A 25,126-nucleotide genomic window follows, 5' to 3' on the forward strand; every position below is an offset into this window, starting at 1 on the left:
CTTATTGCACCACGAATTCCGTGAAGAGCACGTCAGTGACGTACTGGCCGTCGGGCAGGGGCGAGAACGGCTTGTTGACCTCCCGCGCGACGGCTTCGGCGATGGCGTTGCGGCCTTCGGCGGTACGCAGCGACTCGGGCGTCTGGGCAGACAGCAGCATGAGGATGCGGCTGCGCACTTCGGGCATGTATTTCTCGATGCGAATGCGCGATTGCTCCTCGCCCACGCGCAGCGTGATGCCGGCGTGCAGCACGCGCTCGGATTGCGCGCCCTCGACGGTGACGGTGAAGGGTTCCAGTGCGATGAAGATGGGCGAGGGCACGGCTGCCGGCGCGGCGGGCGCCTCGGTGAACGATGCCGTGACCGGCTGCCTCGATGGCTGGCCCACGCCGAGCTGCACGGGATTGGTGTCGCGGCTCTGCTTCCAGTTCATGAAGAACCAGGTGCCTGCGACGCTGGCGGCGGCGACGATCGTGAGCAGCAGCAGGCCGAGCAGGGGACGGAACGTCCGCTGGACCGCGATGCCGCGGGACGAGGGAAGCTTGCCCGGGAGGGGGGAGTTCTTGATTGTCGCCATCTGGTCTGAGTTGCTGGTTGTACGGCTGAATCCGCAAGCGATATCCAGGGGGTGCGGGCATTCTGCCAAAAAGAGGCCTGGGCCACGTACGCGAAAAACAGGACGAAAGGCGGGTAGCTCAGGCTATTGCGTGCGCGGTGCCCGCCGTGCGTCCTAGGCGTAGGTGTCGACCAGGGCGTTGAGGTCGCGCGGCACCGGCGCAGAGGTGCCGGCCACGATCGTGTGCGCGGCGCCTTGCTGCCCGTTGCCGGATTGCCCGCCGCCCTGGCCGGCATTGCCCTGCGCGGATTGCTGCCCGGATTGCGCGCCGGCGCTCTGGTCGTGCACGCTGCTCTGCCCCAGCGACAGGCCGGCCTGGGCCAGCGCCTGGTGCAGCTGCGGCAGCGCCGATTCCAGCGCCTGGCGTACGGCCGCGTGCGCCGAGACGAACGAGGCCGTGGCCACGCCGTCGGTCACGCTCAGCGTCACGCGCAGCGGGCCGAGGTCGGGCGGATCCAGGCGCAGCTCGGCGGTATGCTGGCCGCGCTGCGCGTCGTGGCTCAGCAAGACGACCTGCCGGCCCAGCTCGCTGCCCCAGTGCGTGGATCCCACGGGGCTGGCAATGTCGGCCGACTGTGCCGCAGCGGCGATGGTGAGGCCGCCCGTGGCGGACGCGCCGTGAGTGGCCGTGCCGGCGGCCGGCGTCCATGCGCGCTGCGCCGCGGCAGCCCACAGGTTGAGTTCGGGCCGTGCGGCAGGCTCGGCCTGGGCCGGGGCGGGCGACGCCGCGGCCGGTTCCGCCGATGCCGCCGGCGTCGACGGCGGCGTTGCGTCGGTCGCTGCCATGGCGGGGCGCGCGGCGCGCGCGGCCATGGGCTCGGGCATGCGCGCCGAGGATCCGGTGTCCGGTGTGCGAGGCGCCTGTGCAACGGCTGCGGCAGGCGCGGGCACCGCCGGCAGCGGCTGCGCCGCAGTGGCGTTTGCCGGGTCCCGCGATGCTGCGGCCTGCGCAGCGACGACGGCGCCTTCCAGCGCGGCGCCGGCTGGCGTCGGGGCGGCGGCCTGGCCTGCGCCGGCAGGCAGCGGTGACGCTGCGACGGCCGCCGCCGCTGCCGTATCGCCATCCGCGGTACGCAGGGATTGCGCCTGTACCGCAGCAGCCTGCGTGGCGATCTCCAGCGCCTGCTGCGGCAAGCCGGCCGCGGCCTGAGGCTGCGCCGCCGTGCCGGCGGCAGCCGCATGGATGGCAGCGTCCACGCCGGCGGCCTGTGCGGCGGCGGCGGCATCCTGCGGCGCGGCCTCGTCCTGCGGGCCGGGGCGGCGCGACGGCTTGCCACCGGCCTGCGCCGGCGCGGACTCGGCAGGCGGGGACTGGCTGGCCAGCACCTCGGAAAAACTCGATCCTTGCCGCGCATCGGCCTGCGCCGGTTCGCGCGGCGCGGAAGCCGGGGCAGCCGACGGCGCGGCAGGCAGCGGGGCGAGGAGGGTGGCGGGAGTGGTCATGGCGGGGTCCTGTGATCGCTCAATAGGGGTGCTGCGTGCGGCGGGCCAGCCGCGCGCCGTGCTCGTCGGCCAGGCGCTGCTCGCGGCGGCCCGCAGCCACCTGCTGAGCGCGCACCTGGCGCTGTGCCAGGGCGTCGAATGAATTCAGCCTGCGCTTTTCCTGCTGCCATTGCTGCCGGCCGCGCGCCAGGTGGTCGTCGGCCTGGTGCAGGGCCGTGGTCTGCTGCCCTATGGCCTCGTCCAGCGTGGCGATGAAGCGCTGGAAATTGTGGCAGTCGGCAGCCGACATGCCGGCCCGCATGGCCTGCTGCATGCGCGCCAGGTAGTCCTGGCGATAGCTTTCGAGCATGGCGAGCTGTTGCTGGGCATGGTGGCGTTCGGCCTGCAGGCGCCCGAGCACGCGGGCCGTCTGGTCGGTTCTTTCCTGGGCCAGGCCGATCAGGGTGTCGAGCGGAAGTTGGCTAGGCATGGAATTCCCTCACGTCGATCGCGCCGCGCAGTTGCGCGACGGCTTCCTCATAGGAGACATTGATGCCGATGTCCTGCTGCAGGTAGGCTTCCAGGCGCGGATACCGGGCGATGGCCTCGTCGAGCTGGGGGTCGTGGCCGGCGGCGTAGGCGCCTACCGCGATCAGGTCGCGGTTGCGCTGGTAGCGCGAGAATGCCTGCTTGAAGCGCCGCACCAGCCCGAATTGTTCCGGGGAGATGAGGGACGTCATGGCGCGGGAGATCGATGCCTCGATATCGATGGCGGGATAGTGCCCGGCCTCGGCCAGGTGGCGCGAGAGCACCACGTGGCCGTCGAGGATGGCGCGCGCCGCGTCCGCGATGGGATCCTGCTGGTCGTCGCCTTCGGCCAGCACGGTATAGAAGGCGGTGATGGAGCCCGCCTTGCCATCCGGGCCGGGCGCGCCCATGCCGGTGCGCTCCACCAGCGCCGGCAGGCGGGCGAACACGGAGGGCGGATAGCCCTTGGTGGCCGGGGGTTCGCCGATGGCCAGGGCGATCTCGCGCTGCGCCATGGCATAGCGCGTCAGCGAGTCCATGATGAGCAGCACGTCGCGGCCCTGGTCGCGGAAGTATTCGGCAAGCCGCGTGGCATAGCTGGCGCCCTGCAGCCGCAGCAATGGCGAGACATCGGCCGGCGCCGCCACCACCACCGAGCGGGCAAGCCCCTCGGCGCCGAGGTTGTGCTCGATGAATTCCTTCACTTCGCGGCCGCGCTCGCCGATGAGCCCCACCACGATGACGTCGGCGCGGGTATAGCGCGCCATCATGCCGAGCAGCACGCTCTTGCCCACCCCTGAGCCGGCGAACAGGCCCATGCGCTGGCCGCGGCCCACCGTGAGCATGCCGTTGATGGCGCGCACGCCCACGTCCAGCACGGTGTCGATGGGCGCGCGCGACAGCGGATTGATCGGCAGGGCGCTCAGCGGCGCCTGTTCGGCGCCGGCCAGCGGCCCCAGTCCGTCCAGCGGGCGGCCGGCGCCGTCGACGACGCGGCCCAGCAGCGCATCGCCTACCGGCAGGTGCCGGCCCAGCTGCGGCTTGGCATTGCCATTGAGCTCGGCCTTGCGGGGCAGCGGCACGGGCCGCTGGACAGCCGGCTCGCCCGGCACCACGCGGGCGCCGGGCGGCAGGCCCGAAATATCGGATTGCGGCATGAGGTACAGCATGTTGCCGTCGAACCCCACCACCTCGGCATCGGCCCAGTGATCGTGGCCGCGCGCGAGTTCGATGCGGCAGGCCGCGCCCACCGGCAGGCGCAGGCCGGTTGCATGCAGCACCAGCCCGGTGGCGCGCACGATGCGTCCGCCCACGCCGAACGGGTCGGTGGCGCTGCTGCGGATCCCGCCGATCTGCAACTGGGTCTTCCAGCGTTCGGTCAGCGGCACCGGCTCGGCGTCCGGCGCCGGCGCCGGCGACAGCGGCATGGCCGTGCGTGCGTTCACGGCTGGGCGTCCCAGTCGAGGTCGCGGCCCAGCGAGGCGGCGACGCGCCGCCAGCGGGTCTGCAACGTGGCGTCGACGTCGCCGTAGGGCGTCTCGACGCGGCAGCCGCCGCGGGTGATGGACTCGTCGGCCAGGACGCGCCAGTCGCCCTGCCGCAGTTCGTCGGCGAGGTGCAGCCTGACGAGCTCCTGGTCTTCGGGATGGACCCACAGCCGCATCACGCCCTGGGGCGACGGATTGACGCGCAAGGCCTCGCGCACCGCGTCCAGCATGGCCGGCGGATGCGCGGCCAGCCGCGTGCGCAGCACCTGGCCGGCCACGTCGAGCGCCAGCGTGATCAGGCCCTGGCCGATCTCTTCCTCGATGCTGCGCAGCGTAGCCGCGCATTGCTGCATCAGCGCGTGCAGGCGTTCGGCTTCTTCCCTGCCTTGCGCCCGCGCCTGCGCCAGGCCTTCGGCATAGCCGGCTTCGCGTCCGGCAGCCAGGCCCTCCGCATGGCCGGCTTCGCGGCCTGCCGCCAGGCCTTGCGCATGGCCTGCCGCGTAGCCTTCGTCCCTGCCGCGCGCACGGGCTTCTTCCAGGGCCTGCTGCAGCAGCACCTGCGGGTCGGGACCCGGATCGGGCTCCGGCTCCGGCAGCTCGGCCGGCGCCTCCGCCTGCGGCTCGTCGAACGACGCCATCTGCCAGCGGCGCCAGGCGGCGTGGCGCGACAGGGGCAGCGGCTCGACGGGATGCCGCTCAGACATAGGCGTCGTCCCCCTGGGTGCCCAGGACGATCTGTCCGCTCTCGGCCAGGCGGCGCGCGATCTGCAGGATCTTCTTCTGCTCCGCCTCGACCTTGGACATGCGCACCGGGCCCTGGGCCTCCAGGTCCTCGCGCAGCATTTCCGCCGCACGGCTGGACATGTTGCGCAGGAACTTGTTGCGCAGGTCCTCGGGCGCGCCCTTGAGCGCAATCATGAGCATGTCGTTGTCGATTTCCTTGAGGATGAGCTGGATGCCGCGGTCCTCGACGTCGAGCAGGTTCTCGAACACGAACATCTCGTCCACGATCTTCTGGGCCAGGTCGGCGTCGCGCTCGCGCAGGCTGTTGACCACCGCCTCTTCCTGGGCCGAGTTCATCATGTTGAGGATCTCGGCCGCCGTGCGCACGCCGCCCATCTTGCTGCGCTTGGCGCCCTGGCCGGACAGCAGCGAGTTCAGCACGTCGGTGAGTTCCGACAGAGCCGCCGGCTGCACGCCGCCGAACGTGGCGATGCGCAGCATCACGTCGTTGCGCAGGCGCTCGGTGAGCAGCGTGAGCACGCTCGCGGCGCGGTCGCGCTCCAGGTGGACCAGGATGGTGGCGATGATCTGCGGATGCTCGTTGCCGATGAGCTCGGCCACCGTGGTGGGGTCGAGCCAGTTGAGGGCGTCGATGCCGCTGCCGCCTTCGCTGGCCTCGAGGATGTCCTCGATCAGGCTGGCCGCGCGGTCGCTGCCCAGGGCCTTGGTGAGCACCGAACGGATGTAGTCGTCGGAGCCCAGGGTCACGGCCATGAACTGGTCGGCTTCCTGGCGGAACTCTTCCAGCACGCCGGCGACGTCGCCGCGGGTGACCTGCTTGAGGGTGGCCATGGCGGCGCCCACCTGCTGGACTTCGCGCGGGGTGAGGTAGCGGAACACTTCCGCGGCGGCGTCCTCGCCCAGCGACATGAGCAGGACGGCGCTACGGGTGATGCCGTCTATGGCTTTGCCTTCACTTTTCATCTTTGTTCATCCAGGCGCGCAGCACCATCGCGACGGCGCGCGGATCCTTGCTGGCCATCTCGCGCGCGCGGTCCAGGTTGTCTTGGTAGCGGTCGACTTCGCGGGCGCGGGCGGCCTCCTGCGCCTCGCGCTCGGCCTGCTGGCGCTGCAGGGCCTCGACCTCGGGATCGGCCTGCGGGAAGAAGTAGTTCGACACCACCGGGCGGATCTTGCGGTACAGCCACAGCAGCACCACCGCGAGCAGCAGCCAGCCCAGCACGGTCTTGGCCAGCTCGACCATTCCGGGGTCGCGCCACACCGGCAGTTCGGGTTCCGCATCGTTGAACTGGCTGTTGACCACGTTCACCGAATCGCCCCGCGCCTCGGAGTAGCCCATGGCCTCGCGCACCAGGTCGGTCAGCTTGTTGAGTTCCTCGGGCGGCAGGGGCTGCGGCTCGCCATCCTTGTTGGGCAGGTAGTTCACCACCACGGCGACCGACAGCCGCTTGACCGAGCCCACCGGCTGCTTGGTATGGCTGATGGTGCGGTCGACCTCGTAGTTGATCGTGGCGTCCTGGCGAGACTGGGTGGGCACCGGCGGCACCTGCTGCGTCGTTGCGCCATTGGCCTGGCCGGGCTGGCCGCCTTGCGCCCCTTGCGCGGCGGCATTCCCCTGTGCGGTCTGGGGCGGATTGACCAGCGGCGCCTGGGCCGCCGCGGGCGGCTGGTTGCTCAATGCGCCGGGCACGCCCTGTGCAGGGTTGATGCCGGTCTGCGTGGAGTCGCTGGTCTGCTTGCTGCGTACGGCAGCCTGGCTGGGGTCCTGGTTGGGTCGGTAGATCTCGGCGGTTTCCTCGCGCTGCGCGAAGTCCAGTTCGGCGCTGGCCTGGGCATGCACGTTGCCGGGGCCGACCAGCGGGTTCAGGATGGTGAGGATGCGTTCCACCGTGCGCTGCTCGACCTCGCGGACATAGCGCAGCTGGTCGGCGTCCATGCCGCGGCCTTCGCCCAGCGGCGCCGACAGCAGGCGGCCGTTCTGGTCGACGATGGAGACGTTGTCGGCATTGAGCTCCGGGACGCTGGAGGCCACCAGCCACGAGATCGCGGCGACCTGCGCGCTGCTCAGGCTGCGTCCGGGATACAGATTGAGCAGCACCGAGGCGGTGGGCGCCTGGCGCTCGCGCACGAAGAGCGACTGGCGCGGGATGGCCAGGTGCACGCGCGCGCGCTGCACGGTGTTCATGGCCTCGATGGAGCGCGCCAGCTCGCCTTCCAGGCCGCGCTGGTAGTTGATCTGCTCGGAGAACTGGCTGGCACCGAAGCGGGTGTTGTCCAGCAGCTCGAAACCTACCGAGCCGCCGCGCGGCAGGCCCTGGCTGGCCAGCTGCATGCGGGTGTCGTAGACCTTGTCGGAAGGCACCAGCAGCGCCGCGCCGTTGTCGCTGAAGCGATAGGGCACGTTCATCTGGCCCAGCGCCGCCACGATGGCGCCCCCGTCGCGGTCGTCCAGATTGGAGAACAGCACCTTGTAGTCCGGCTCGCGGCTCCACATCGCCACCGCGGCGATGATCGCCACCAGTGCGGCGGCGGCGCCGATCAGCAGGGGTTTGGGCAGCGCCCGCAGTTTCTCGAGCGCGGGATACTTGGCCAGTATCGACGTACCGAGGGCAGCCTGTTGATTCATCGGCGGCTCCCGCAGGCTTCGCGGTGCAGAGTATCGGACGGCATGGGAGAGGAAGGCAGGTTACGCATGCAACGTGCTTTAGGTCGGGGAGCGTGGATTATGGCGGCGGGGTCCGCAATCCCAATCGCGGAAAACGACGGACTTTTCCGCGTTATTTGTCCCCTATACGAACGCCATCTGCGCGGGGCGCGTCGCGCACCCGGCGTCGGCCGGAAATGGCGGGAGTTTTGGCGGCTTTTGGGCCTTATGCGGATCCGTTGCGGGCGCTACCATGGCGGCCATTTCATCGATTCGACGTTCGAGGAATCCCATGGCGGTATCCGGTCTTTCCGGCATCGAAAGCATGCTCCAGCAGATGCGCGCAGTCGTGAGCGCGGCACAGAACGGCGCGGTCGACCCGGCCGAGCTCTCGCCGCGTCCGGACGGTTTCGCCGCCGAACTGCAGCGCTCGATCCGCCGGGTCTCGGCAGCCCAGACCGCGGCCTCCGACCAGGCCAAGGCCTACGAGCTCGGCACGCCCGGCATCTCCCTCAACGACGTGATGATCGACCTGCAGAAGGCCAGCCTGGGCTTCCAGACCGCGGTGCAGGTGCGCAACCGCCTGGTGGCGGCCTACAAGGAAATCTCCTCCATGTCGGTCTGATCCGACGGGCATGGAGTTGGCGCGGGGCGGGCTTCAATAGCCGGTGTCGCCCAGGATCTCCGTGGGGAAGGGCGAGATCATCAGGACGCTGCCGTCCGGGAAACTCACGCTGTGCTGCAGGATGGCGTCGAACCGCACCCAGGCCCCGCCGTGCGTGATGCCGTTCCAGGCCAGCGGCTCCGCGCCTGCCGTGGCCGCCATGGCCTCGCGGGCTCGCGCGTACAGCGGCCCGTCCGGGCGCCAGAAAAGCATCCGGCTCTGGTATTCCAGCCCGAGTACGCGCACCTGCCACTGGCGGGATGCCCGGTCGCGCACCCAGACCATGCTCCCCCGGTGCGCCAGTTGCGCGAGCACGTCCCGCAGCAGCGCGCGGTCGCGCGGCGCGCGGGGGTGCGACCCGTCGTTGCCCGTCACCGTGTGCCTGCTCCTTCATCGTCTCGCGCGGGGCCGCGCAGCACGCTGCTGCGGGGATCGGCCGGATCCTGCGCCTCCAGGCGATAGAGCCAGGCCAGCAGCTCGGCGACCGCCGCGTACAGCTGCGGGGGGATGTGCGCGTCCAGGTCCACCTGCATCAGCAGGCCGACCAGTTCGGAGGATTCGTGCACGTACAGGCCATGTTCCCGGGCCGTGCGCACGATGGTGTCGGCCAGCTTGCCGTATCCCTTGGCAACCACCCTGGGCGCGCTGTCGTGCTCGTCGTACGCGAGGGCGACGGCGGCGCTGCGGCCGGCGGATTCGCCAGCGCCGGCAGGATCGGCGGGGTTGGCCGTTCCGCTCATGCGGGCTCCCATTCCTGCGGCGGGCTTGGCGGCACCGCCGCCACGTCGAGCTGGCTGAGCGTGAGGCCGGCCGTGAGCATGCCCTGGCGCAGCGCGTCGGCGTGCCGGCCCAGTTCGGCGGCGCTGAGCGGCGCGAGCACCTGCATGACCAATTGGTTGCCGGCCAGCGTGAGGCGCGCCTCGACCAGCCCCAGGCGTGGCAGCTCCAGCCGGATGCGCGTGGCCCAGTGCTCCGGGGCGTCGGGCGTGTCGAGCGCAGGATCGCGCCGCACCTCCCATTCCATTTCGGCGCCCGGCCAGGGCTGGCCTTGCCAGGCCAGTGCCTGGTTGGCGAGTGCGTCGAGCTGCTGGCGCACCAGCAAGGTTGCGTCGGGGTGGATGCCCGAGAGCGGGCTGCCGCCGCTGCTCGTCCCGCCCGGGGCAGGCCCGGCAGGGCCGGAGGGGGCGCCGGCGTCCTCGCCGGCCGGGAGGGGGCGCGGGCTCGCTCCGCCCGGGGCGGAGGCATTCTGGGCCTGTGCGTCCGGAAGGGCCCCCAGCCGGGCCTGCGGTTCGGCGGCGAGCTGGTCGGGCGTCAGGCGGCCGAAGGCAAGCTGGCTCAGGTGCGATTCGTAGAAGAGTCCGCTGTGCTGGAGTGCCAGGCGCAATGCCTGGGCAAGCAGGGCGGGCGGCGGCGCGTTGCCGGAAGCCCGCGCGGCTGCGGCCGGCGCCGCATCGTCGGCGGGGGAAGCCACGGCTGGGGCCGGCCTGCCGGATGCGCCGGCGCGGGCGCTGTCCGGCGCGGCGGGCGCGGCAGCCGGGGGTGCAGCCGGCTGTGTGCCGGGTTGTCGTGCGCCCGGTTGTGCGCCGGCGGCCGGTGGGGCGGGCGGCTGCCAGAGCGGTTGCCGGCCGGTCACGGGCGGCGCAGGGTCGGGATACCGGGCGAGCAGGGCGAGGATGGTGCGGGCCGTCTGGCCCAGGGTGGTGGGCGCGGACGCGGTGCTGGCATCGCTGGTGACCAGGCCGCGCGCAGCCAGGGCCAGCGCAGCGGCCGTCTTTGCGTCGGCCACCGAGCGCTGTCCGCCGGCGCGCCCCTGCGCCGGGTCCACGGCCTGGCGCGGCTCGCGGGTGGCGCTTTCCGGGCGGGCCGGCGGCGCCGCTTCGCCGGGCTGGGACACCGCATCGGGGCGGGCGCCGCTGACGAGCGTAGGATGCGACGCCATGGTGGTGCCCAGCACCGCATCCAGGCGCTGGACCAGGACGTTGCCGAGCGCGGGCGGCCCGATGCTCATCCGCCGGGCCCTCTGCCATAGGCGGCCAGCAGCTGCTGCTGCCGCTTCATGCGGCCCAGCAGGTCGCCCAGGCGCATCAGCTGCGGCATCGCCAGATCGCGCACCGCTGCATCGTTTTCCAGGATGCGCACCAGCAGGGCGTGTTTGCGGGCGCGGCCGGCCTCGTCCATCGGCGCGGCGGATTCGAGTTCCCGCAGCCGCTCGACTTCGTCGCAATAGCGGCGGCCGAGCCGCGCGACCGCGTCCCAGTCTTCCTCCTGGGCGGCTGCCAGCATCGCTCCGGTGATATCGACGAGGGCCTGGTACAGACCCAGGACGGGGGCGTGCTGCATGACGGGCATCGTTGGGTTCTCGCGGAACTTGCGGGCAGGGCTGCGGGACAGCGGGGCAGCGCCTGTTCAGGCGGTGCCGGCAGTGGGCTGGGGGTCGACGGATTGTCGCCAGGCGTCCGCCAGGTCGGCGAGGAGCCGGTCGGCGAGGTCCAGTTGTTCTGGCTGGACCTTGAGGTTCGCGGTAAGCAATGCCCGGATGATGTAGTCGTACAGGCCCGCCAGGTTGGCGGCGAGTTCGCCGCCTGCCTGGGGGTCCAGCCCGGTCTTGAGGCCTTCGTCGACGATGCGTATGGCCTTGGAGATCGCCGCGCCGCGCTCGGCCACCCGGCCGGCCTCCATGTGCAGCCGGGCCTGGGCGATGGCGGCGCGCGCGCCGTTGAACAGCAGGGTGATCAAGCGCTCGGGCGTCGCACTGAGGACCTGGGTTTCCAGGCCGATGTCGGCATAGGATCGAACCGAGTAGGACCCGGTGGGACGGCGCGAGGCATAAGTCATATTACATGCGTCTTACTTGTTGTTCGACGAGGAGAGGTTCGCGAACTGCTGGGTCAGGTATTCGCTGGTCTGGGTCATCTGCGCGACCAGTACGTCCAGCTGGGTGAACTGCTGGCGGTAGATCTCCATGGTGGCCTCGATCGAGGCCTCGGTGCGCTCGTAGCGCGCCTCGAGGGAATCCACGGTGAGCTGCAGGCCGTCGGTGCGCGCCTTGATGGTGCCGTTGTCGCCCAGCGCGGCGGAGGTGGCGGCCTGCATCGATTCCGCCAGTCCGCCGGTGCCAGCCAGCAGGCGCACCACATCGGCCGGATTCTCGGCCAGGGCTTCGTCCAGCGCGGTCTGGTCCAGCTGCAGCTGGCCGTTGGTCGGATTCGTGGTGATGCCGAGCTGGCTCAGCGTGCGCAGCGAACCTTCCGAGGTGGTGATGCGCAGCGCGCCGGCGAGGGAGTTCTGGATGCTGCGCGTCGTGCTGTCGCCGGTGAGCGCGCTCTGGGTTTCTTTCTCGACGTCGAAGGCCGTGAGATTGCCGATGGTGGTCTGCAGCGCGTTGTAGGCCGTGACGAAGCTCTGGACGGCCTTGGAGGCGGCGCTCGGGTCGCGGCTGACGGTGACCGTGGACGGCGTGCCATCGGCGGGCGTGACCGCGCTCAGCGTGAGCGTGACGTTGTCGATCACCCCGGATACCACGTTGGAGGCGCTGGTGACTTCGATGCCGTTCACCGTGAGCTTGGCGTCCTGGGCAGGCTGCTGCACCGTGAAGGTGCCGCCGCTGGCGGCGTCGTACGACAGCACGGCGCCGAGTTCATCATTGCCCGTTACCGTGATGCCCTGGACGGCCGCCTGCTCGCCTTCCGACTTGCTGGTGAGCATGAGGTAGGAATTGCCGCTGCCGTCGCTGACCACGGTGGCGTGCACGCCGGCGTCGTCCGTGCCGTTGATCGCCTTGACCACGCCGTCGAGCGAGGTGTCGCCGCCCAGTTCGATGGTCTTGGTGCTGCCGTCGGCCAGCGTGATCTCGATGGTGCCGCCGCTGCCGATCTGCGCGGCGCGGTCGGTGAAGGCTGCGGACTGCAGGCGCTGCGCGGTGGCCAGCTGCTCGACCGAGATCTGGTAGGAGCCCGGGATGGCGCCGGCCTCGGTGGTGACCGTGACGGCCTCGCCGGTTACGGTTCCCTTGACCGCCGAGATGGTTTCCGCCTTGCCCAGCGCCGCGGCAGCCGTCTGCACGGCCTCGAGTGCGCTCTGGATCTGGCTGTAGGCGGAAATGCGGGCTTTGTAGCTCGCCTGCTGAGTGCTGATCTGCGTGAGCTTGGTTTGCTCGGCCGCCTGGAGGTCGTCCAGCAGGGAGGCGAGGTCCAGATTCGATCCGACACCGATAGCGCTAACGCCGGCCATAGGGATACTCCTTCCTAGTAGTGTGATTCTGACAGCGACTGGAACGCCTGATACGCCGGGCAAGGGCACAAGGGCGGGCTAGTTCGTGCGTTTCCATTCGCATGCACTGAAATGGTGCGTGAGTTGGGCGGATTGGGACGTAACGGATATGTGCGCCGGGGCGGTCAGACGGCCGTGTGCACGGCGTTGCCCTGCAGCTTCACGATCATCTTGGCCAGCCGTATGACGGTGTCCGAAGGGATGGTGCGCAGCACCTCGCCGGTCTGCGAGTCGAGTACGGAGATGATGACGCGGTTGACGTCCGGGTCGACCTCGAACTGCAGCTGGGTCGACCATGCCTTCATCTGGCTGTTGATGTCGTCGAGCGCCTTCTCCAGCGGCAGGCGGGCGTAGGCGTTCGGATCGGCCAGGGCGTCGCCGGCGCTGCCGCTGTCCGTGCCCGCTGCGGCGGGGGTCACGGCGACGGCGGGCTCTGCCGGAGACGCCGGCACCTGGGGCGCAACCGGCAGGCCGGCGGCAGCAGCGGAGGATAGGGGAGTCACAGCCATGTTCGCTCCAACGTGGCGTCCTTGACGACGCGGCGGGTTTTACCAATGCTCGGCTACCATAACGGCACCGCGGGTTGGAACTTTAGGCATCATCCGGCGGCCCGATCCTCCACTTTCCCAGGCCATGAGCGTCAAGACGGCACTCCGAGTCATCGACATCATCGAAACCTTTGCCCGCGAGCGGCGGGCTCTGGCCCTGTCGGAGCTGGCCCGGCTGCTGGGCGTGCCGGTCTCGAGCTGCCTGGCGCTGATCCGTACGCTGTCCGACCAGGGCTATCTGTACGAAACCGGCCGGCGCCAGGGCTACTACCCCACCGGCCGGCTGCTGGCCATGGCGCAGCGCATCGCCCGTGCCGATCCGGTGCTGGACCGGGTCTACCCCAGCCTCCTGGAATTGCGCGACGCCACCCGGGAAACCGTGGTGTTCGCGAAGCTCGATGCGGAAGGGCGGGTGGTCTACCTGGATGTGCTGGATTCGCCGCATACCATCCGCTATGCCCCGGTGGCGGGCGAATTCCGCGACGTGCACGCCAATTCGCTGGGCAAGGCGCTGATCTCCGCAATGGACGCCGGGGCCCGCGCCGCGCTGCTGGCCAGCCGGCCTCTCGCGCGCTACAACGAACGCACGCTGGCCACGCCCGAGGCCGTGGAGGCCGACCTGGAGGCGGCGCGCCAGCGCGGCTGGTTCCGCAACCTGGGCGAATCGATTCCGGACGTCTGCGCCATCGCCTGGCCGGTGAGCCTGTCCGGCGAGACCTACGCCATCTCGGTCGGGGGGCCGCTGTACCGCATCGAGCCCCGGCAACAGGAATACGCCCGCATCCTGCGTGCGGCGTGCACGGCGCTGGAGCAGCGCGGCTGAGCCGGGCCGGGGCGCAATACGAGACTCAGTACGACTTCGGCAGGCCCAGCACCTTCTCGGCGATGAAGCACATGATGAGCTGGGGGCTCACCGGCGCGATGCGCGGGATGTAGCTTTCGCGCAGCAGCCGCTCCACGTGGTACTCCTTGGCGTAGCCCATGCCGCCCAGTGTGAGCACGGCCGTCTGGCAGGCATTGTGGCCGGCTTCGGCGGCCAGGTACTTGGCCGTGTTGGCGTAGGGGCCGCAAGGCAGGCCGGCATCGTACAGGCTGGCGGCCTTGAACACCATCAGATTGGCGGCCTCGAGCTGCATCCAGGCCTGCGCCAGCGGATGCTGGATGCCCTGGTTCTGCCCGATGGGGCGGCCGAAGACCACGCGCTCGCCGGCGTACTGCACGGCGCGGTCCAGCGCCGCGCGGCCCATGCCCACGGCTTCCGCGGCGATCAGGATGCGTTCCGGGTTGAGGCCATGGAGGATGTATTCGAAGCCGCGGCCCTCCTCGCCGATGCGGTCCGCCGCGGGGATGCGCAGCCCGTCGATGAACAGCATGTTGGAGTCGACCGCCTTGCGGCCCATCTTCTCGATCTCCCGCACTTCGACGCGCCCGCGGTCGAGCTCGGTGTAGAACAGCGACAGCCCCTGGGTGGGCTTGGCCACCTCGGCCAGGGGCGTGGTGCGGGCCAGCAGCAGCATCTTGTCGGCCACCTGGGCGGTGGAGATCCAGATCTTGCGGCCATGGACCACGTATTCGTCGCCATGCCGCTCGGCACGGGTGGAGAGCTTGGTCGTGTCCAGCCCCGCGTCGGGTTCGGTGACGGCGAAGCAGGCCTTCTCGCGGCCCGCGATGAGCGGCTCCAGCCAGCGGCGGCGCTGCTCGTCGGTGCCGAACACCACCACGGGATTGAGCCCGAAGATGTTCATGTGCACCGCGGAGGCGCCGGCGAAACCGGCTCCCGAGGCGGCGATGGTCTGCATCATCAGGGCTGCCTCGGTCATGCCCAGGCCGGCGCCGCCGAATGCCTGCGGCATGGCGATGCCCAGCCAGCCGTCGCGCGCCAGGTCGGCGTGGAAGTCGTGCGGGAAGCCGCCGTCGCGATCGCGCTCCAGCCAGTAGTCGTCGGGATAGCGTGCGCACACGCGGGCGACGGCGTCGCGCAGGGCCAGCTGGTCGGACGAGAATTCAAAATCCATCAGGGTGCTCCTTCCTGGGTGGCGCGCGCAGCGATCAGGGCATCGATCTCGGCGTCGGTGCAGCCCGCTTCGCGCAGGATTTCCCGGCTGTGCTCGCCCAGGCGCGGGGCCGGCCGGCGGATTGCCGTGGGCGTGCCGGCATAGCGGCCCAGCGGGGCCGGCGTGCGCAGGCGTCCTTCCGTCGGATGATCCACGGTACGGACGAAGCCGGAGGCCTGCAGGTGCTCGTCCTCGAGCAGGTCGTCCACGGAATACAGGCGGGCCGCCGGGATGTCGGCCTGCGCCAGGTCGGCCAGCCAGGCGGCGCTGGTGCGGGTGCGCATGACCTCGGCCACGAAGGCATAGGCCTCGTCGATGTGCCGGGCGCGCGCGCCATGGCTGCAGAAGCGCGGGTCCTGCTCCAGGTCGGCCCGGCCTATCAGGGCAAAGAAATTGCGCCAGTGCTTGTCGTTGTAGATCAGCAGGCACAGGAAACCGTCAGACGTGGCGTAGGGCCGCCGGTGGGCCGCGAGCAGGCGGGCATAGCCCGTGGGGCCCAGCGGCGGATCGAAGCTGGCTCCGCCGAGGTGGTCTCCCAGCACCATGTGCGCCATGCCCTCGAACATGGGGATCTCCACCTGTTGTCCGCGGCCATGGGCGCGCGCGTGCAGCACCGCCGACACCAGCGCCACGGCCACGTGCAGGCCCACTGCGCGGTCGGCCAGCGTCAGCGGCGCATAGCGCGGCACGTCGCCGCTCTGCCGGCCGTACAGCGCGGCAATGCCGGTCTGCCCCTGGATCAGGTCGTCGTATGCAGGCCGGCCGGCGTAGGGACCGGCTTCGCCGAATCCATAGGCCCCCACATACACCAGGCGCGGGTTGCGCGCCGCCACCGCCTCGTACGACAGGCCCAGGCGCGCCATGGCCTGCGGGCGGATGTTGTAGAGCAGCGCGTCGCAGCCTTCGGCGAGCCGCAGGCAGGCCTCGCGCCCGCCCGGCGTCTTCAGGTCGAGCACGATGGACCGCTTGTTGCGGTTCAGGTGCAGGTAGAGATGGCCCATGCCGGCATTGCGCATCGGGCCCACCGCGCGCATGTTGTCGCCGGCGAACGGCTCGACCTTGATGACGTCCGCGCCCAGGTCGCCCAGCACCTGCGTGGCGTACGGGCCCATGACGACCGAGCTGAGGTCGAGGATGCGCACGCCGGCGAGCGGCCCGGCGTTCTCGTCGGAAGGATTCATTGTGGCTGGATTCCCGCGTCCTTGATCAGTTTTCCCCATAGTTCGCGCTGCTCGCCGACGAAGCGGGCGAAGCTTTCCGGCGTGCCGCTGAATGCGTCAAAGCCCAGCGCGGCGAGGCGCTTGCGCACCTCCGGGTCCGCAACGATCTGGTTGATGGCGGCATTGAGCCGGGCCACGATCTCGGGCGGCAGTCCCGCGGGGCCGAAATAGCCGTTCCAGGAGTTCAGGTCGAAGTCGGCCACGCCCGCCTCGCGCATCGAGGGCAGGTCGGGCACGATGCTGCTGCGTTCTGCGGTGGATACCGCAAGCGCGCGCAGCTGCCCCGATTGCACGAAGGGCAGGCCGGATGCGAGGTCGGTGAACATGAAGTCCACCTGGCCCCCGACCAAGTCGGTGAGGGCCTGGGGCGTGCCCTTGTAGGGCACGTGCAGCAGCTCCACGCCGGCCCGGTGCGCGAGCGTGGCGCCCGCCACGATGCCGGTGCTGTTGCCGCTGGCGTAGGTCACGCGGCCCGGGTTCCGGCGCGCGTGGTCGATCAGCTCCTGCACGGTCCGGTAGGGCCGCGCGGGATTGACCACCAGGATGAACGGCAGGTTGCCGCCGCGCGCGATGGGCGTGAAGTCCTGCACCGGGTCGTACGGCACGTTCTTCATCAGCCAGGGGGCGGCCGAGTGCGAGGTGTTGGTGGTGACGAACAAGGTATAGCCGTCCGGCTTGGCCCGCGCCACGTAGGCGGCCGCGATGGTGGCGTTGGCGCCGGGCTTGTTCTCCACGACCACTTGCTGGCCCAGGATCTTGCCCAGCTCGGCCGCGAAGATGCGGCCGACTGCGTCGGTGCCCGAGCCCGCCGGGAACGGCACGACCAGGCTGACGGGCTTGTCGGGATAGCCGGCCGCGCACGCGGCGGCCGTGGCCAGTGCGGCGCCGGCCATGGCGAGGGCGCGCAGGATGTGCAGGAACATGGTGGTGTCTCCGTCTATGTGGGATGCGGCGGCGTCTGGCGTCCGCCTGTTCGGATGGCAGGCGGAAGGCTCAGGCGCCTGCCGGGAAATCGTGGATGACGCGGTCGGGCGACTCTTCGTACGGGGGCGAGTAGATGACCAGCAGCCGTGCGGGCTCTGCGCTGGTGACCGTGAAGACATGGGGCACGTCGGGCGGGAAATAGCAGCAGTCGCCGGGCTGCATGTCGGCGACTTCGTCCGCCACCTGGGCGCGGGCGGTGCCCGCCAGCAGATAGCAGACCTGCTCGATGCCGGGATGCGCATGGGGCAGGGCGCCCTGGCCCTTTTCGATCACCCCCAGCAGCACTTCGACGTGGCGGGCGCCCACGGTATCGGCGCCGATCAGGCGACGGTTGAGCGTGCCCGTGTGGTTGGCGGGGTGGTAGCCGGGCACTGCCGCCTCACGAACCAGCCAGCGGGGCGCGTCGGTCATGTGGGTCTCCTTATTTTCTATATGTGAAATTATTTTCACAGGCAGGAAAAATTTTGGCAACGGGAATTTCCCGCGAGCCCTGTGGTGGCTTCGCCGGCCGGCGCCGGCCTGGCTGCTACACTGCGCCCTCCTGTCTTCTTTCCGTATCTGCATGCCTGCCCCCCGTCTCGATGCCGCCACCCCGTTGCCGCAGTGGCTGGAATATCTCGAGTCCATCCACGCCAAGCCCATAGACCTCGGCCTGGATCGGGTCAGGCAGGTGGCGGATCGCCTGGCCCTGCGCCTCGACGCCATCAAGTTCGTGGTGGGCGGCACCAACGGCAAGGGTTCCACCTGCGCAATGCTGGAGGCCATCCTGCTGGCCGCGGGCTACAAGGTGGGGCTGTACACCTCGCCGCACCTCATCGACTTCAACGAGCGCGCGCGCGTCAATGGCGAGATCGCCTCCGATGCCGCGCTGGCGGCGCAGTTCGCCGCGGTGGAAGCGGCGCGCGGCGACGTCTCCCTGACGTATTTCGAGTTCACCACGCTGGCCATCCTCAGGCTGTTCTCCGAGTCGGCGCTGGATGCCGTGGTGCTGGAAGTCGGGCTGGGCGGCCGGCTCGATGCGGTCAACATCGTCGACGCCGATTGCGCCATCGTCACCAGCGTGGACCTGGACCACATGGATTACCTCGGGGACACGCGCGAACAGATCGGCTACGAGAAGGCGCACATCTTCCGCCCCGGCACGCCGGCCATCTGCAGCGATCCGGTCCCGCCGCAATCGCTGCTCGACCACGCGCAGTCCATCGGCGCCGACCTCTGGCTGTTCGGCCGCGACTTCAATTATTCCGGCGATCGCCAGCAATGGGCCTATGGCGGGCGCAGCCAGCGCCGGCCGGCGCTGGCCTATCCGGCATTGCGCGGCGCCAACCAGCTGCTCAACGCCTCCGCGGCGCTGGCTGCGCTGGAATCCGTCCGGAACCGCCTGCCGGTGCCGCAGCAGGCGGTGCGCGTGGGCCTGCTGCAGGCTTCGCTGCCGGGCCGTTTCCAGATCCTGCCGGGGCAGCCGCTGGTGATCCTCGACGTGGCGCACAATCCGCATGCCGCGGCCGTGCTTGCCCAGAATCTCGACAACATGGGATTCCATCCCTACACGTATGCCGTGTTCGGCATGTTGTCCGACAAGGATGTGGCGGCGGTGGTGGGCAAGCTCGCCGGCCGTATCGACCACTGGTTCTGCGCCGGCCTGCCGGGCCCGCGGGGGCGCTCGCCGCACGAGATGGCGCAGGCCGTGCAGGGCGCGCTGCCGGCCGCGCCGGCAGGCGGCGAGGCGCCTGGCGTGCAGGCCTGCGCAGACCCGGCCGCCGCCTTTGCCGCGGCCCGGGAGCGGGCAGGCGAGGGTGATAGAATCGTGGTGTTCGGGTCTTTTCTCACCGTAGCGGCCGTGTTGCAGGCTCTCGGCCGCAAGGGCTGAGGCCGAGCGGGTCGCAGACTGAGGCGGGGCAGCCCACCCGGCCGCTAGGAATCGAGTTCCATGGGATTGTTCACACGCAAGGATCCTGCCGCTTCGGGCGGCTCGTCTCGTCCGCGTCCTTCCGTATCCAGCGAGGCCCAGGCGGCGGAATTGCGGGCCAAGGCCCGACGGCGCCTGGCCGGCGCCGTGGCCTTGGTTTTGGCGGCCGTCATCGTGCTGCCCATGATCCTGGATTCCGAGCCCGTGCCCGTGGCCGACGACATCCCCATCCGCATCCCGGGCCGCGACACGCCCTACCAGCCGCAGGTGTCGCCGCCGCAGGTGGCCAGCGTCACGCCCGAACCCGCTCCGGCGCCGCAGGCGCCGGCCGGCACGCCCGAACCACCCGCGGGTGCTCCCGACGCCCCGCCTCCGGACGCGCCCACGATCGAGCCCGAGCCGGCGCCCCCGGTGCCGCCCGTGCCGCCCAAGCCTGAACCGGCGCCGCAGCCCAAGCCCGAACCCAAGCCGGCCGCGCCCCAGCAGCGCAGCGACGACGGTTCGCGCGCGCTGGCGCTGCTGGAAGGGCGTACCCCGCCCGCGCCGGCGCCCGCCAAGCCGCAGACCGCCGGCAACTACGTGCTGCAGGTCGCGTCGTATTCGTCCCAATCCGATGCCCAGGGCCGGCGCAGCAAGCTGCACCAGGCCGGCATCACCAATGCGTTCGTCGAGCAGGCCAGCGTCAACGGCAAGCAGCAGTACCGCCTGCGCGTGGGCCCGTTCCCTTCGCGCGAGGCGGCGCAGGCGGCCCAGGCTCGGCTGCGCACGCTGGGTTATGACAACGGCTTCATCGCGGCACAGTGACCGGCTTCGATTTCGTCGCGCTGGCGATCCTCGCCGTCTCCGGCGTGCTGGGGCTGGTGCGCGGGCTGCTCAAGGAGCTGCTGTCGCTGGTTGCCTACCTGCTGGCCTTCGTGGCGGCGATCTGGTGGGGGCCCACGGTGCATGGCTGGCTGCAGCCCTACATCGAGACCGCCCTGCTCCGCATGGGCGTGTCGTACGCGGCGGTATTCATCGTGGTGCTGCTGGGCGTGGGGCTGGTCAACATGACGCTGTCCGCGCTGATACGCACCACCGGGCTGGGGCCGGCCGACCACGGCCTGGGCGGCCTGTTCGGGCTGGCACGCGGCCTGCTGATCATCCTCATCCTGGTGGCGCTCGCGGGATACACGCCGCTGCCCCAGGAGCCCTGGTGGCGCGACGCGATGTTCTCGCCTTCGGCCGTCGGGGCGGTAAAACACATCAAGACGTGGCTGCCGCCGTCGCTGGCGGAATGGCTGCCGTATTGATTCGACTCATTTCTACAGGGAATCACCATGTGCGGAATCGTTGGCGTCATCGGACGCGGGCCGGTAAACCAGCTCCTCTATGACAGCCTGCTGCTGCTGCAGCACCGCGGTCAGGATGCGGCGGGCATCGCCACGTCGCAGGGCAACCAGTTCAACATGTTCAAGGCGCATGGCCTCGTGCGCGACGTGTTCCGCACCCGCAACATGCGCGCGCTGCCGGGCAGCAGCGGCATCGGCCAGGTGCGTTATCCCACCGCCGGTTCCAGCGCCAGCGAGGAGGAAGCCCAGCCGTTCTACGTGAATGCGCCGTTCGGCATCATGTTCGCGCACAACGGCAACCTCACCAACTGGCGCGAGCTGCGCGAATCGCTCTACCGCGTCGACCGGCGCCACATCAATACCAATTCCGATTCCGAAGTGCTGCTCAACGTGCTGGCCCACGAGCTGCAGTCGGCCGCCAACGGCGTGTCGCTGGATGACGACGCGATCTTCCGTGCGGTGGCCGCGGTGCACAAGCGCGTGCGCGGGGCCTACGCCGTGGTGGCGCAGATCTCGGGCTACGGCCTGCTGGCCTTCCGCGATCCCTACGGCATCCGGCCGCTGTGCATCGGCCGCCAGGAAACCGACGAAGGCGTCGAGTGGATGGTGGCCTCCGAGTCGGTGGCCCTGGAGGGCAGCGGCTTTGCCTTCGTGCGCGACGTCGCGCCGGGGGAGGCGGTATTCGTGGACCTGGACGGCAGGCTGGTCAGCCGCCAGTGCGCCGAGAATGCCCAGCTGGTGCCCTGCATCTTCGAATACGTGTACTTCGCAAGGCCGGATTCGCTGATCGACGGCGTGTCGGTGTACGGCGCCCGCCTGCGCATGGGCGAATACCTGGCCGACAAGGTTGCCCGCAGCATGCGCCTGGGCGACATCGACGTGGTGATGCCGATTCCCGATTCCTCGCGCCCGGCGGCCATGCAGCTGGCCTCGCGACTGAACCTCGATTATCGCGAGGGCCTGATCAAGAACCGCTATGTGGGCCGCACCTTCATCATGCCCGGCCAGGCCGTGCGCAAGAAATCGGTGCGCCAGAAGCTCAATGCCATCGGCGTGGAGTTCAAGGGCAAGAACGTGCTGCTGGTCGACGATTCGATCGTGCGCGGCACCACCAGCCGCGAGATCGTCGAGATGGCGCGGGCAGCCGGCGCCAACAAGGTGTATTTCGCCTCCGCCGCGCCCCCGGTGCGCTATCCCAATGTGTACGGCATCGACATGCCCACGCAGAAGGAGCTCATCGCCACCGGCCGCAGCGACGAAGAGATCGCCCGCACCATAGGCGCCGATGCCCTGATCTACCAGGACCTGAACGACATGCAGCAGTCGGTGCGCGACATCAATCCCGCGCTCACCCGTTTCGAGGCCTCCTGCTTCGATGGCGACTACATCACGGGCGACATCACCCCGGAGTACCTGGCGCGCCTGGGCCAGTCGCGCGGCGACGACAGCCAGGAAGCAGGCGCCGGCGGCCTGCAGTTCAACATGGGCTACGCCGCCAACGACGTCTGACGGCCCCGCTGGCGGCGGGACGCAACGAGCCGGACACCCGTGTCCGGCTTTTTTTCGCGTGCGTCTTCAGGCCGGCCGGGTCGGGCGCAGCGCCGCCCAGGCGGCCAGCAGCGCCAGCACGGCGAAGAGCAGCAGGCTCCATAGCGCATACTCGAGCCCGAACACCTCGACCGCGGCGTCCATGCAGGTGGCATAGATGCCGAACAGCCAGGGCAGGGCGGCGTCCAGCCCGCTTGCGCTCATGAAGCGGTCGGCGAAGGTCAGGTCGCAGGAGAGCATCTGCGAGGCCACGGTGTACTGGTACCAGGCGGCCATCGCGCCGCCCAGGCCGAGCAGCGCCGCGCCGCCGGCGGCGACGCGCGACGCCGGCGGAGGAGCCAGGGCGCCCAGCAGGGCCGCCACGCCGAGCGCCAGATAGATCAGGCGCTGGAACACGCACCACGCGCAGGGCGGCATGTCGTAGAGATGCTGGGAGATCATCGCCACCGTCACTGCGCCGAAGCACAGGACGGCGATGAGCAGGAGCAGGCGCTTGCGGCAGGTTCGGGACATGATTGGTACGGTCTGGCGTGATGTCAGGCGGCCTGCAGGCCCGCCGCGTCGCCGGCCAGCGCCTCCAGCACGCCGCGCTCGAACTGCATCTGCGAGCGCGGGCGCTCCAGCGCCGATCCGGAAATGATGAATACGTCTTCGACGCGGTCGCCCAGCGTCATGATCTTGGCCATGATGAGGCTGACGCCATGCTCGGCGAACACCCGGGCGATGGCGTGCAGCAGGCCGGGCCGGTCGGTGGCCGTGACCGACAGGCGCCAGGACTGGCTGCGCTCGTCGGGCTGCAGCTCGGCCTGGGGCATCACCGGGAACACGCGCGAGATGCGCGACTGCCGGCTGCGCCCATGGCGGGTTGCGCGGGCGGCTTCGCGCGCCTCCGAGGCGGGCAGCCGCAGCCGCTCCGCGAGCTCGTGCTCGACCAGCGTGGCCAGGGCGCGCAGGTCGTGCTGGCCCTCGGGCGGCAGCACGATGTAGCTGTCCAGCGCCCAGCCGTGCCGCGTGGTGTGCACGCGGGCGTCCTGCACGCTCAGCGACTGGGCGTCGAAATAGGCGCAGGTGCTCATGAAGAGGTCGGGCACGTCGCGCGTGTAGACCATGATCTGCAGGCCGCCGCCCTCTTCGGTGGGGCGGGCGCGCACCACCGGGCGGTCTGGCGCCACCTGGTGGTACAGGTGGCGGGTGTGCCAGGCGATCTCGGAGGCGTCGTGGCGCAGGAAATAGGCGATGTCGAGCTCTTTCCAGAACGCTTCGCGGGCGTCGTCGCGCAGGCCCGCCAGCCGCGTCAGGCGCGCGGCCTCCTCCCTGCGCTGGGTGAGCACGGTGTGCGCATCCGGATGCGAGCCGCCCAGGGCGGCCAGCGTGAGCCGGTAGAGGTCTTCCAGCAGCTTGCCTTTCCAGGCGTTCCACACCTTCGGGCTGGTGCCGCGGATGTCGGCCACCGTGAGCAGGTAAAGGGCGGTGAGGTGGCGTTCGTCGCGGACGCGCGCGGCGAAGTCCCGGATGACGCCCGGGTCGGAGAGGTCGCGCTTCTGGGCGACCGTGGACATCAGCAGGTGATGGCGCACCAGGAACTCGACGAGCTCGGCGTCGTCAGGGTCCAGGCCGTGATCGTGGGCGAAGCGCCGCACCTCGCGGGCGCCCAGCTCGGAATGGTCGCCGCCGCGGCCCTTGGCGATGTCGTGGTAGAGCGCGGCCACGTACAGCAGCCAGTGGCGGTCCAGGCCGGCGATCAGCTGGCTGGCCAGCGGATACTCCTGGGCGTGCTCGGGCATGGTGAAGCGGCGCAGGTTGCGCACCACCGCCAGCGTGTGCTGGTCCACCGTATAGACGTGGAACAGGTCGTGCTGCATCTGCCCGACGATGCGGCGGAAAACCGGCAGGTAGCGGGGCAGCACGTTCAGCATGGTCATGCGCCGCAGCTCATGGACGATGCCGCGCGGCTGCTGCAGGATCTGCAGGAACAGCTTGCGATTGACGGGGTTGCTGCGGAACTGCGCGTCGATGCGATGGCGCGAATGCCAGATCGCGCGCAGCGTGCGCGCCGACATGCCGTGGAGTTCGGGATGCTGCTGCATGGCCAGGAAGGCGCGCAGCAGCAGCGTGGGATTGCGCTCGAAACAGTCGTCGCGGAGGATGTCCAGGCGGTCGTGCAGGTTGCGGAAGTCGTCGTCGATCTGGCGCGCGTCGTCGTCGGGCCGGGGAAAGAGGCGCTCCTCGATGTTCTGCACCAGGATCGCATTGAGCTGGGAAACCAGCCGGGCCGCCCAGTAGTAGCGCTGCATCAGCAGTTCGCTGGCGCGCCGCGTGGCCGTGGCGGCGATCCCGTATACCTCCGCCAGGCCGGGCTGCAGGTCGAACAGCACGCGGTCTTCGCGCCGGCCTGTGAGCAGGTGCAGCTCGATGCGCAGGCGCTTGAAGGCTTGCTCGGCGCGGCGCAGGTCGCGCGCCTCGGACGAGGTGAGCAGGCCGGCCTGGGCCACCTCCTTCCAGGTGTGCCCGAAGCCCGCGGCGCGCGCCATCCAGAGGATCACCTGCAGGTCGCGCAGCCCCCCCGGCGATTCCTTGCAGTTGGGTTCCAGCGCATAGGGCGTGTCCTGGTGGCGGGCATGGCGCTGCTGCATCTCGACGCGCTTGGCCAGGAAGAAGGCGGGGGCGTCGAGCCGGGCATGCATGGCCGCCTCGAAGCGCTTCATCAGCGTGCGGCTGCCGGCCAGCCAGCGCGATTCCAGCAGGGCGGTTTCCACGGTGATGTCGGCCTCGGCCTCTTCCTCGCACTGTGCGATGGTGCGCACGCTGTGGCCCGGCTCCAGGCCGAGGTCCCAGAGTGCCGCCACCAGCCGCTGGATGGCCGATTCCTCGTCCGGGCCGGGCGGCTCGGGCAGCAGGATCAGCAGGTCCACGTCGGAGTGCGGATAGAGCTCGCCTCGGCCGTAACCGCCCACGGCAGCCAGCGCGGCGCCCGCGGGCAGGGGGGACAGCTTGATCAGGTCGCGCAATGCCTGGTCGACGATGCGGCGCAGCTCGCCCAGCAGGGTGTCGGGCCGCTGGTGTTCGCGGAACTGCGCGATCGCGGCTGCCCGGGCGGCCTGCATGCGCGTCTTGAGGGAGGACAGGTCGACGGGGGTCATGCGGGCGGGAATGGCCGGTTC

26 protein-coding genes are annotated in these 25,126 nt (G+C 70.2%); 6 read left to right on the plus strand and 20 right to left on the minus strand.

Annotated elements, in window-relative coordinates:
- Position 1: 1 nt before the first annotated feature.
- From ACYBYQ_RS08980 to fliF, 7 genes are all read right to left on the minus strand, one after another.
- Positions 2–577 (minus strand): flagellar basal body-associated FliL family protein, encoded by a 576-nt coding sequence (locus ACYBYQ_RS08980; RefSeq protein WP_459618401.1) that lies wholly within the window; start codon positions 575–577, stop codon positions 2–4.
- A 153-nt stretch (positions 578–730) separates the two neighbouring features.
- Positions 731–2,059: a flagellar hook-length control protein FliK gene (locus ACYBYQ_RS08985; protein WP_459618402.1), complete on the minus strand. Its 1,329-nt coding sequence runs from the start codon at positions 2,057–2,059 to the stop codon at positions 731–733.
- A gap of 19 nt (positions 2,060–2,078) precedes the next feature.
- Complete coding sequence (gene fliJ, locus ACYBYQ_RS08990) at positions 2,079–2,528, minus strand: flagellar export protein FliJ (RefSeq protein ID WP_459618403.1); 450 nt, start codon at positions 2,526–2,528, stop codon at positions 2,079–2,081.
- Positions 2,521–3,993, minus strand: coding sequence for a flagellar protein export ATPase FliI (fliI, locus tag ACYBYQ_RS08995; RefSeq protein WP_459618739.1), 1,473 nt, complete (start codon positions 3,991–3,993; stop codon positions 2,521–2,523). The genes fliJ and fliI overlap by 8 nt, the downstream gene beginning before the upstream one ends.
- Positions 3,994–4,007: 14 nt before the next feature.
- Positions 4,008–4,757: a flagellar assembly protein FliH gene (fliH, locus tag ACYBYQ_RS09000; RefSeq protein WP_459618404.1), complete on the minus strand. Its 750-nt coding sequence runs from the start codon at positions 4,755–4,757 to the stop codon at positions 4,008–4,010.
- Positions 4,750–5,760 (minus strand): flagellar motor switch protein FliG, encoded by a 1,011-nt coding sequence (fliG, locus tag ACYBYQ_RS09005; RefSeq protein ID WP_459618405.1) that lies wholly within the window; start codon positions 5,758–5,760, stop codon positions 4,750–4,752. Before fliG ends, fliH begins: the two co-directional genes overlap by 8 nt.
- Complete coding sequence (gene fliF / locus ACYBYQ_RS09010; RefSeq protein WP_459618406.1) at positions 5,750–7,423, minus strand: flagellar basal-body MS-ring/collar protein FliF; 1,674 nt, start codon at positions 7,421–7,423, stop codon at positions 5,750–5,752. The genes fliG and fliF overlap by 11 nt, the downstream gene beginning before the upstream one ends.
- Before the next feature lie 310 nt (positions 7,424–7,733).
- Between fliF and fliE the strand changes: the two genes are divergently transcribed.
- Positions 7,734–8,066, plus strand: coding sequence for a flagellar hook-basal body complex protein FliE (gene fliE / locus ACYBYQ_RS09015; RefSeq protein WP_459618407.1), 333 nt, complete (start codon positions 7,734–7,736; stop codon positions 8,064–8,066).
- A gap of 33 nt (positions 8,067–8,099) precedes the next feature.
- Here fliE and ACYBYQ_RS09020 read toward each other — a convergent pair whose 3' ends face one another.
- From ACYBYQ_RS09020 to ACYBYQ_RS09050, 7 genes are all read right to left on the minus strand, one after another.
- Positions 8,100–8,480 (minus strand): hypothetical protein, encoded by a 381-nt coding sequence (locus ACYBYQ_RS09020; RefSeq protein ID WP_459618408.1) that lies wholly within the window; start codon positions 8,478–8,480, stop codon positions 8,100–8,102.
- Positions 8,477–8,845, minus strand: a complete 369-nt coding sequence (locus ACYBYQ_RS09025) for an EscU/YscU/HrcU family type III secretion system export apparatus switch protein (RefSeq protein WP_459618409.1) — start codon at positions 8,843–8,845, stop codon at positions 8,477–8,479. Before ACYBYQ_RS09025 ends, ACYBYQ_RS09020 begins: the two co-directional genes overlap by 4 nt.
- Positions 8,842–10,113 (minus strand): flagellar hook-length control protein FliK, encoded by a 1,272-nt coding sequence (fliK, locus tag ACYBYQ_RS09030; protein ID WP_459618410.1) that lies wholly within the window; start codon positions 10,111–10,113, stop codon positions 8,842–8,844. The genes ACYBYQ_RS09025 and fliK overlap by 4 nt, the downstream gene beginning before the upstream one ends.
- Positions 10,110–10,445 carry a flagellar protein FliT gene (locus ACYBYQ_RS09035; RefSeq protein ID WP_459618411.1) on the minus strand — a complete coding sequence of 112 codons (336 nt, stop codon included), beginning with the start codon at positions 10,443–10,445 and terminating at the stop codon, positions 10,110–10,112. The genes fliK and ACYBYQ_RS09035 overlap by 4 nt, the downstream gene beginning before the upstream one ends.
- 66 nt (positions 10,446–10,511) lie before the next feature.
- On the minus strand, positions 10,512–10,940 hold the full coding sequence (gene fliS, locus ACYBYQ_RS09040) for a flagellar export chaperone FliS (RefSeq protein ID WP_459618412.1): 429 nt from the start codon (positions 10,938–10,940) through the stop codon (positions 10,512–10,514).
- Positions 10,941–10,952: 12 nt separating this feature from the next.
- Positions 10,953–12,335, minus strand: a complete 1,383-nt coding sequence (gene fliD / locus ACYBYQ_RS09045; protein WP_459618413.1) for a flagellar filament capping protein FliD — start codon at positions 12,333–12,335, stop codon at positions 10,953–10,955.
- Between the two features lie 164 nt (positions 12,336–12,499).
- Positions 12,500–12,883, minus strand: coding sequence for a flagellar protein FlaG (locus ACYBYQ_RS09050; RefSeq protein WP_459618414.1), 384 nt, complete (start codon positions 12,881–12,883; stop codon positions 12,500–12,502).
- 124 nt (positions 12,884–13,007) lie between these two features.
- On the opposite strand from ACYBYQ_RS09050, the gene ACYBYQ_RS09055 reads away from it, so the two are divergent.
- Positions 13,008–13,745, plus strand: a complete 738-nt coding sequence (locus ACYBYQ_RS09055) for an IclR family transcriptional regulator (protein WP_459618415.1) — start codon at positions 13,008–13,010, stop codon at positions 13,743–13,745.
- Positions 13,746–13,770: 25 nt separating this feature from the next.
- Here ACYBYQ_RS09055 and ACYBYQ_RS09060 read toward each other — a convergent pair whose 3' ends face one another.
- From ACYBYQ_RS09060 to ACYBYQ_RS09075, 4 genes are all read right to left on the minus strand, one after another.
- A complete protein-coding gene (locus ACYBYQ_RS09060) occupies positions 13,771–14,937 on the minus strand; it encodes an acyl-CoA dehydrogenase family protein (protein ID WP_459618416.1) in 1,167 nt (388 codons plus the stop codon).
- Complete coding sequence (locus ACYBYQ_RS09065; protein ID WP_459618417.1) at positions 14,937–16,157, minus strand: CaiB/BaiF CoA transferase family protein; 1,221 nt, start codon at positions 16,155–16,157, stop codon at positions 14,937–14,939. The genes ACYBYQ_RS09060 and ACYBYQ_RS09065 overlap by 1 nt, the downstream gene beginning before the upstream one ends.
- Entirely contained in the window at positions 16,154–17,119 is a 966-nt protein-coding gene (locus ACYBYQ_RS09070) for a Bug family tripartite tricarboxylate transporter substrate binding protein (protein ID WP_459618418.1), read from the minus strand. Before ACYBYQ_RS09070 ends, ACYBYQ_RS09065 begins: the two co-directional genes overlap by 4 nt.
- A 70-nt stretch (positions 17,120–17,189) precedes the next feature.
- Complete coding sequence (locus tag ACYBYQ_RS09075) at positions 17,190–17,591, minus strand: cupin domain-containing protein (RefSeq protein WP_459618419.1); 402 nt, start codon at positions 17,589–17,591, stop codon at positions 17,190–17,192.
- A 151-nt stretch (positions 17,592–17,742) separates the two neighbouring features.
- On the opposite strand from ACYBYQ_RS09075, the gene folC reads away from it, so the two are divergent.
- Genes folC through purF form a run of 4 tightly spaced genes read left to right on the plus strand, consistent with a single transcriptional unit; the run spans position 17,743 to position 21,926 of the window.
- Positions 17,743–19,050: a bifunctional tetrahydrofolate synthase/dihydrofolate synthase gene (gene folC / locus ACYBYQ_RS09080; protein WP_459618420.1), complete on the plus strand. Its 1,308-nt coding sequence runs from the start codon at positions 17,743–17,745 to the stop codon at positions 19,048–19,050.
- A 60-nt stretch (positions 19,051–19,110) separates the two neighbouring features.
- Positions 19,111–19,893, plus strand: coding sequence for an SPOR domain-containing protein (locus ACYBYQ_RS09085; RefSeq protein WP_459618421.1), 783 nt, complete (start codon positions 19,111–19,113; stop codon positions 19,891–19,893).
- Complete coding sequence (locus ACYBYQ_RS09090) at positions 19,890–20,378, plus strand: CvpA family protein (protein ID WP_459618422.1); 489 nt, start codon at positions 19,890–19,892, stop codon at positions 20,376–20,378. The genes ACYBYQ_RS09085 and ACYBYQ_RS09090 overlap by 4 nt, the downstream gene beginning before the upstream one ends.
- Before the next feature lie 27 nt (positions 20,379–20,405).
- Entirely contained in the window at positions 20,406–21,926 is a 1,521-nt protein-coding gene (gene purF, locus ACYBYQ_RS09095) for an amidophosphoribosyltransferase (RefSeq protein ID WP_459618423.1), read from the plus strand.
- Between the two features lie 66 nt (positions 21,927–21,992).
- On the opposite strand, the gene ACYBYQ_RS09100 is transcribed toward purF, so the two are convergent.
- Entirely contained in the window at positions 21,993–22,478 is a 486-nt protein-coding gene (locus tag ACYBYQ_RS09100; protein WP_459618424.1) for a disulfide bond formation protein B, read from the minus strand.
- Between the two features lie 23 nt (positions 22,479–22,501).
- Positions 22,502–25,105, minus strand: coding sequence for a [protein-PII] uridylyltransferase (locus tag ACYBYQ_RS09105; protein ID WP_459618425.1), 2,604 nt, complete (start codon positions 25,103–25,105; stop codon positions 22,502–22,504).
- Positions 25,106–25,126 lie beyond the last annotated feature (21 nt).

The sequence above is a fragment of the Bordetella sp. 2513F2 genome, assembly GCF_054642735.1.

Coding starts and splice junctions, on each gene's coding strand:
- ACYBYQ_RS09075 (WP_459618419.1), bottom strand. CDS start 17,591: ATGACCGACGCGCCCCGCTGGCTGGTTCGTGAGGCGGCAGTGCCCGGC.
- fliG (WP_459618405.1), bottom strand. CDS start 5,760: ATGAAAAGTGAAGGCAAAGCCATAGACGGCATCACCCGTAGCGCCGTC.
- ACYBYQ_RS09100 (WP_459618424.1), bottom strand. CDS start 22,478: ATGTCCCGAACCTGCCGCAAGCGCCTGCTCCTGCTCATCGCCGTCCTG.
- ACYBYQ_RS09055 (WP_459618415.1), top strand. CDS start 13,008: ATGAGCGTCAAGACGGCACTCCGAGTCATCGACATCATCGAAACCTTT.
- ACYBYQ_RS09070 (WP_459618418.1), bottom strand. CDS start 17,119: ATGTTCCTGCACATCCTGCGCGCCCTCGCCATGGCCGGCGCCGCACTG.
- ACYBYQ_RS09085 (WP_459618421.1), top strand. CDS start 19,111: ATGGGATTGTTCACACGCAAGGATCCTGCCGCTTCGGGCGGCTCGTCT.
- fliH (WP_459618404.1), bottom strand. CDS start 4,757: ATGTCTGAGCGGCATCCCGTCGAGCCGCTGCCCCTGTCGCGCCACGCC.
- fliF (WP_459618406.1), bottom strand. CDS start 7,423: ATGAATCAACAGGCTGCCCTCGGTACGTCGATACTGGCCAAGTATCCC.
- fliD (WP_459618413.1), bottom strand. CDS start 12,335: ATGGCCGGCGTTAGCGCTATCGGTGTCGGATCGAATCTGGACCTCGCC.
- folC (WP_459618420.1), top strand. CDS start 17,743: ATGCCTGCCCCCCGTCTCGATGCCGCCACCCCGTTGCCGCAGTGGCTG.
- fliK (WP_459618410.1), bottom strand. CDS start 10,113: ATGAGCATCGGGCCGCCCGCGCTCGGCAACGTCCTGGTCCAGCGCCTG.
- fliJ (WP_459618403.1), bottom strand. CDS start 2,528: ATGCCTAGCCAACTTCCGCTCGACACCCTGATCGGCCTGGCCCAGGAA.
- ACYBYQ_RS09065 (WP_459618417.1), bottom strand. CDS start 16,157: ATGAATCCTTCCGACGAGAACGCCGGGCCGCTCGCCGGCGTGCGCATC.
- ACYBYQ_RS08980 (WP_459618401.1), bottom strand. CDS start 577: ATGGCGACAATCAAGAACTCCCCCCTCCCGGGCAAGCTTCCCTCGTCC.
- purF (WP_459618423.1), top strand. CDS start 20,406: ATGTGCGGAATCGTTGGCGTCATCGGACGCGGGCCGGTAAACCAGCTC.
- fliS (WP_459618412.1), bottom strand. CDS start 10,940: ATGACTTATGCCTCGCGCCGTCCCACCGGGTCCTACTCGGTTCGATCC.
- fliI (WP_459618739.1), bottom strand. CDS start 3,993: ATGCCGCTGTCGCCGGCGCCGGCGCCGGACGCCGAGCCGGTGCCGCTG.
- fliE (WP_459618407.1), top strand. CDS start 7,734: ATGGCGGTATCCGGTCTTTCCGGCATCGAAAGCATGCTCCAGCAGATG.
- ACYBYQ_RS08985 (WP_459618402.1), bottom strand. CDS start 2,059: ATGACCACTCCCGCCACCCTCCTCGCCCCGCTGCCTGCCGCGCCGTCG.
- ACYBYQ_RS09050 (WP_459618414.1), bottom strand. CDS start 12,883: ATGGCTGTGACTCCCCTATCCTCCGCTGCTGCCGCCGGCCTGCCGGTT.
- ACYBYQ_RS09105 (WP_459618425.1), bottom strand. CDS start 25,105: ATGACCCCCGTCGACCTGTCCTCCCTCAAGACGCGCATGCAGGCCGCC.
- ACYBYQ_RS09035 (WP_459618411.1), bottom strand. CDS start 10,445: ATGCAGCACGCCCCCGTCCTGGGTCTGTACCAGGCCCTCGTCGATATC.
- ACYBYQ_RS09060 (WP_459618416.1), bottom strand. CDS start 14,937: ATGGATTTTGAATTCTCGTCCGACCAGCTGGCCCTGCGCGACGCCGTC.
- ACYBYQ_RS09025 (WP_459618409.1), bottom strand. CDS start 8,845: ATGAGCGGAACGGCCAACCCCGCCGATCCTGCCGGCGCTGGCGAATCC.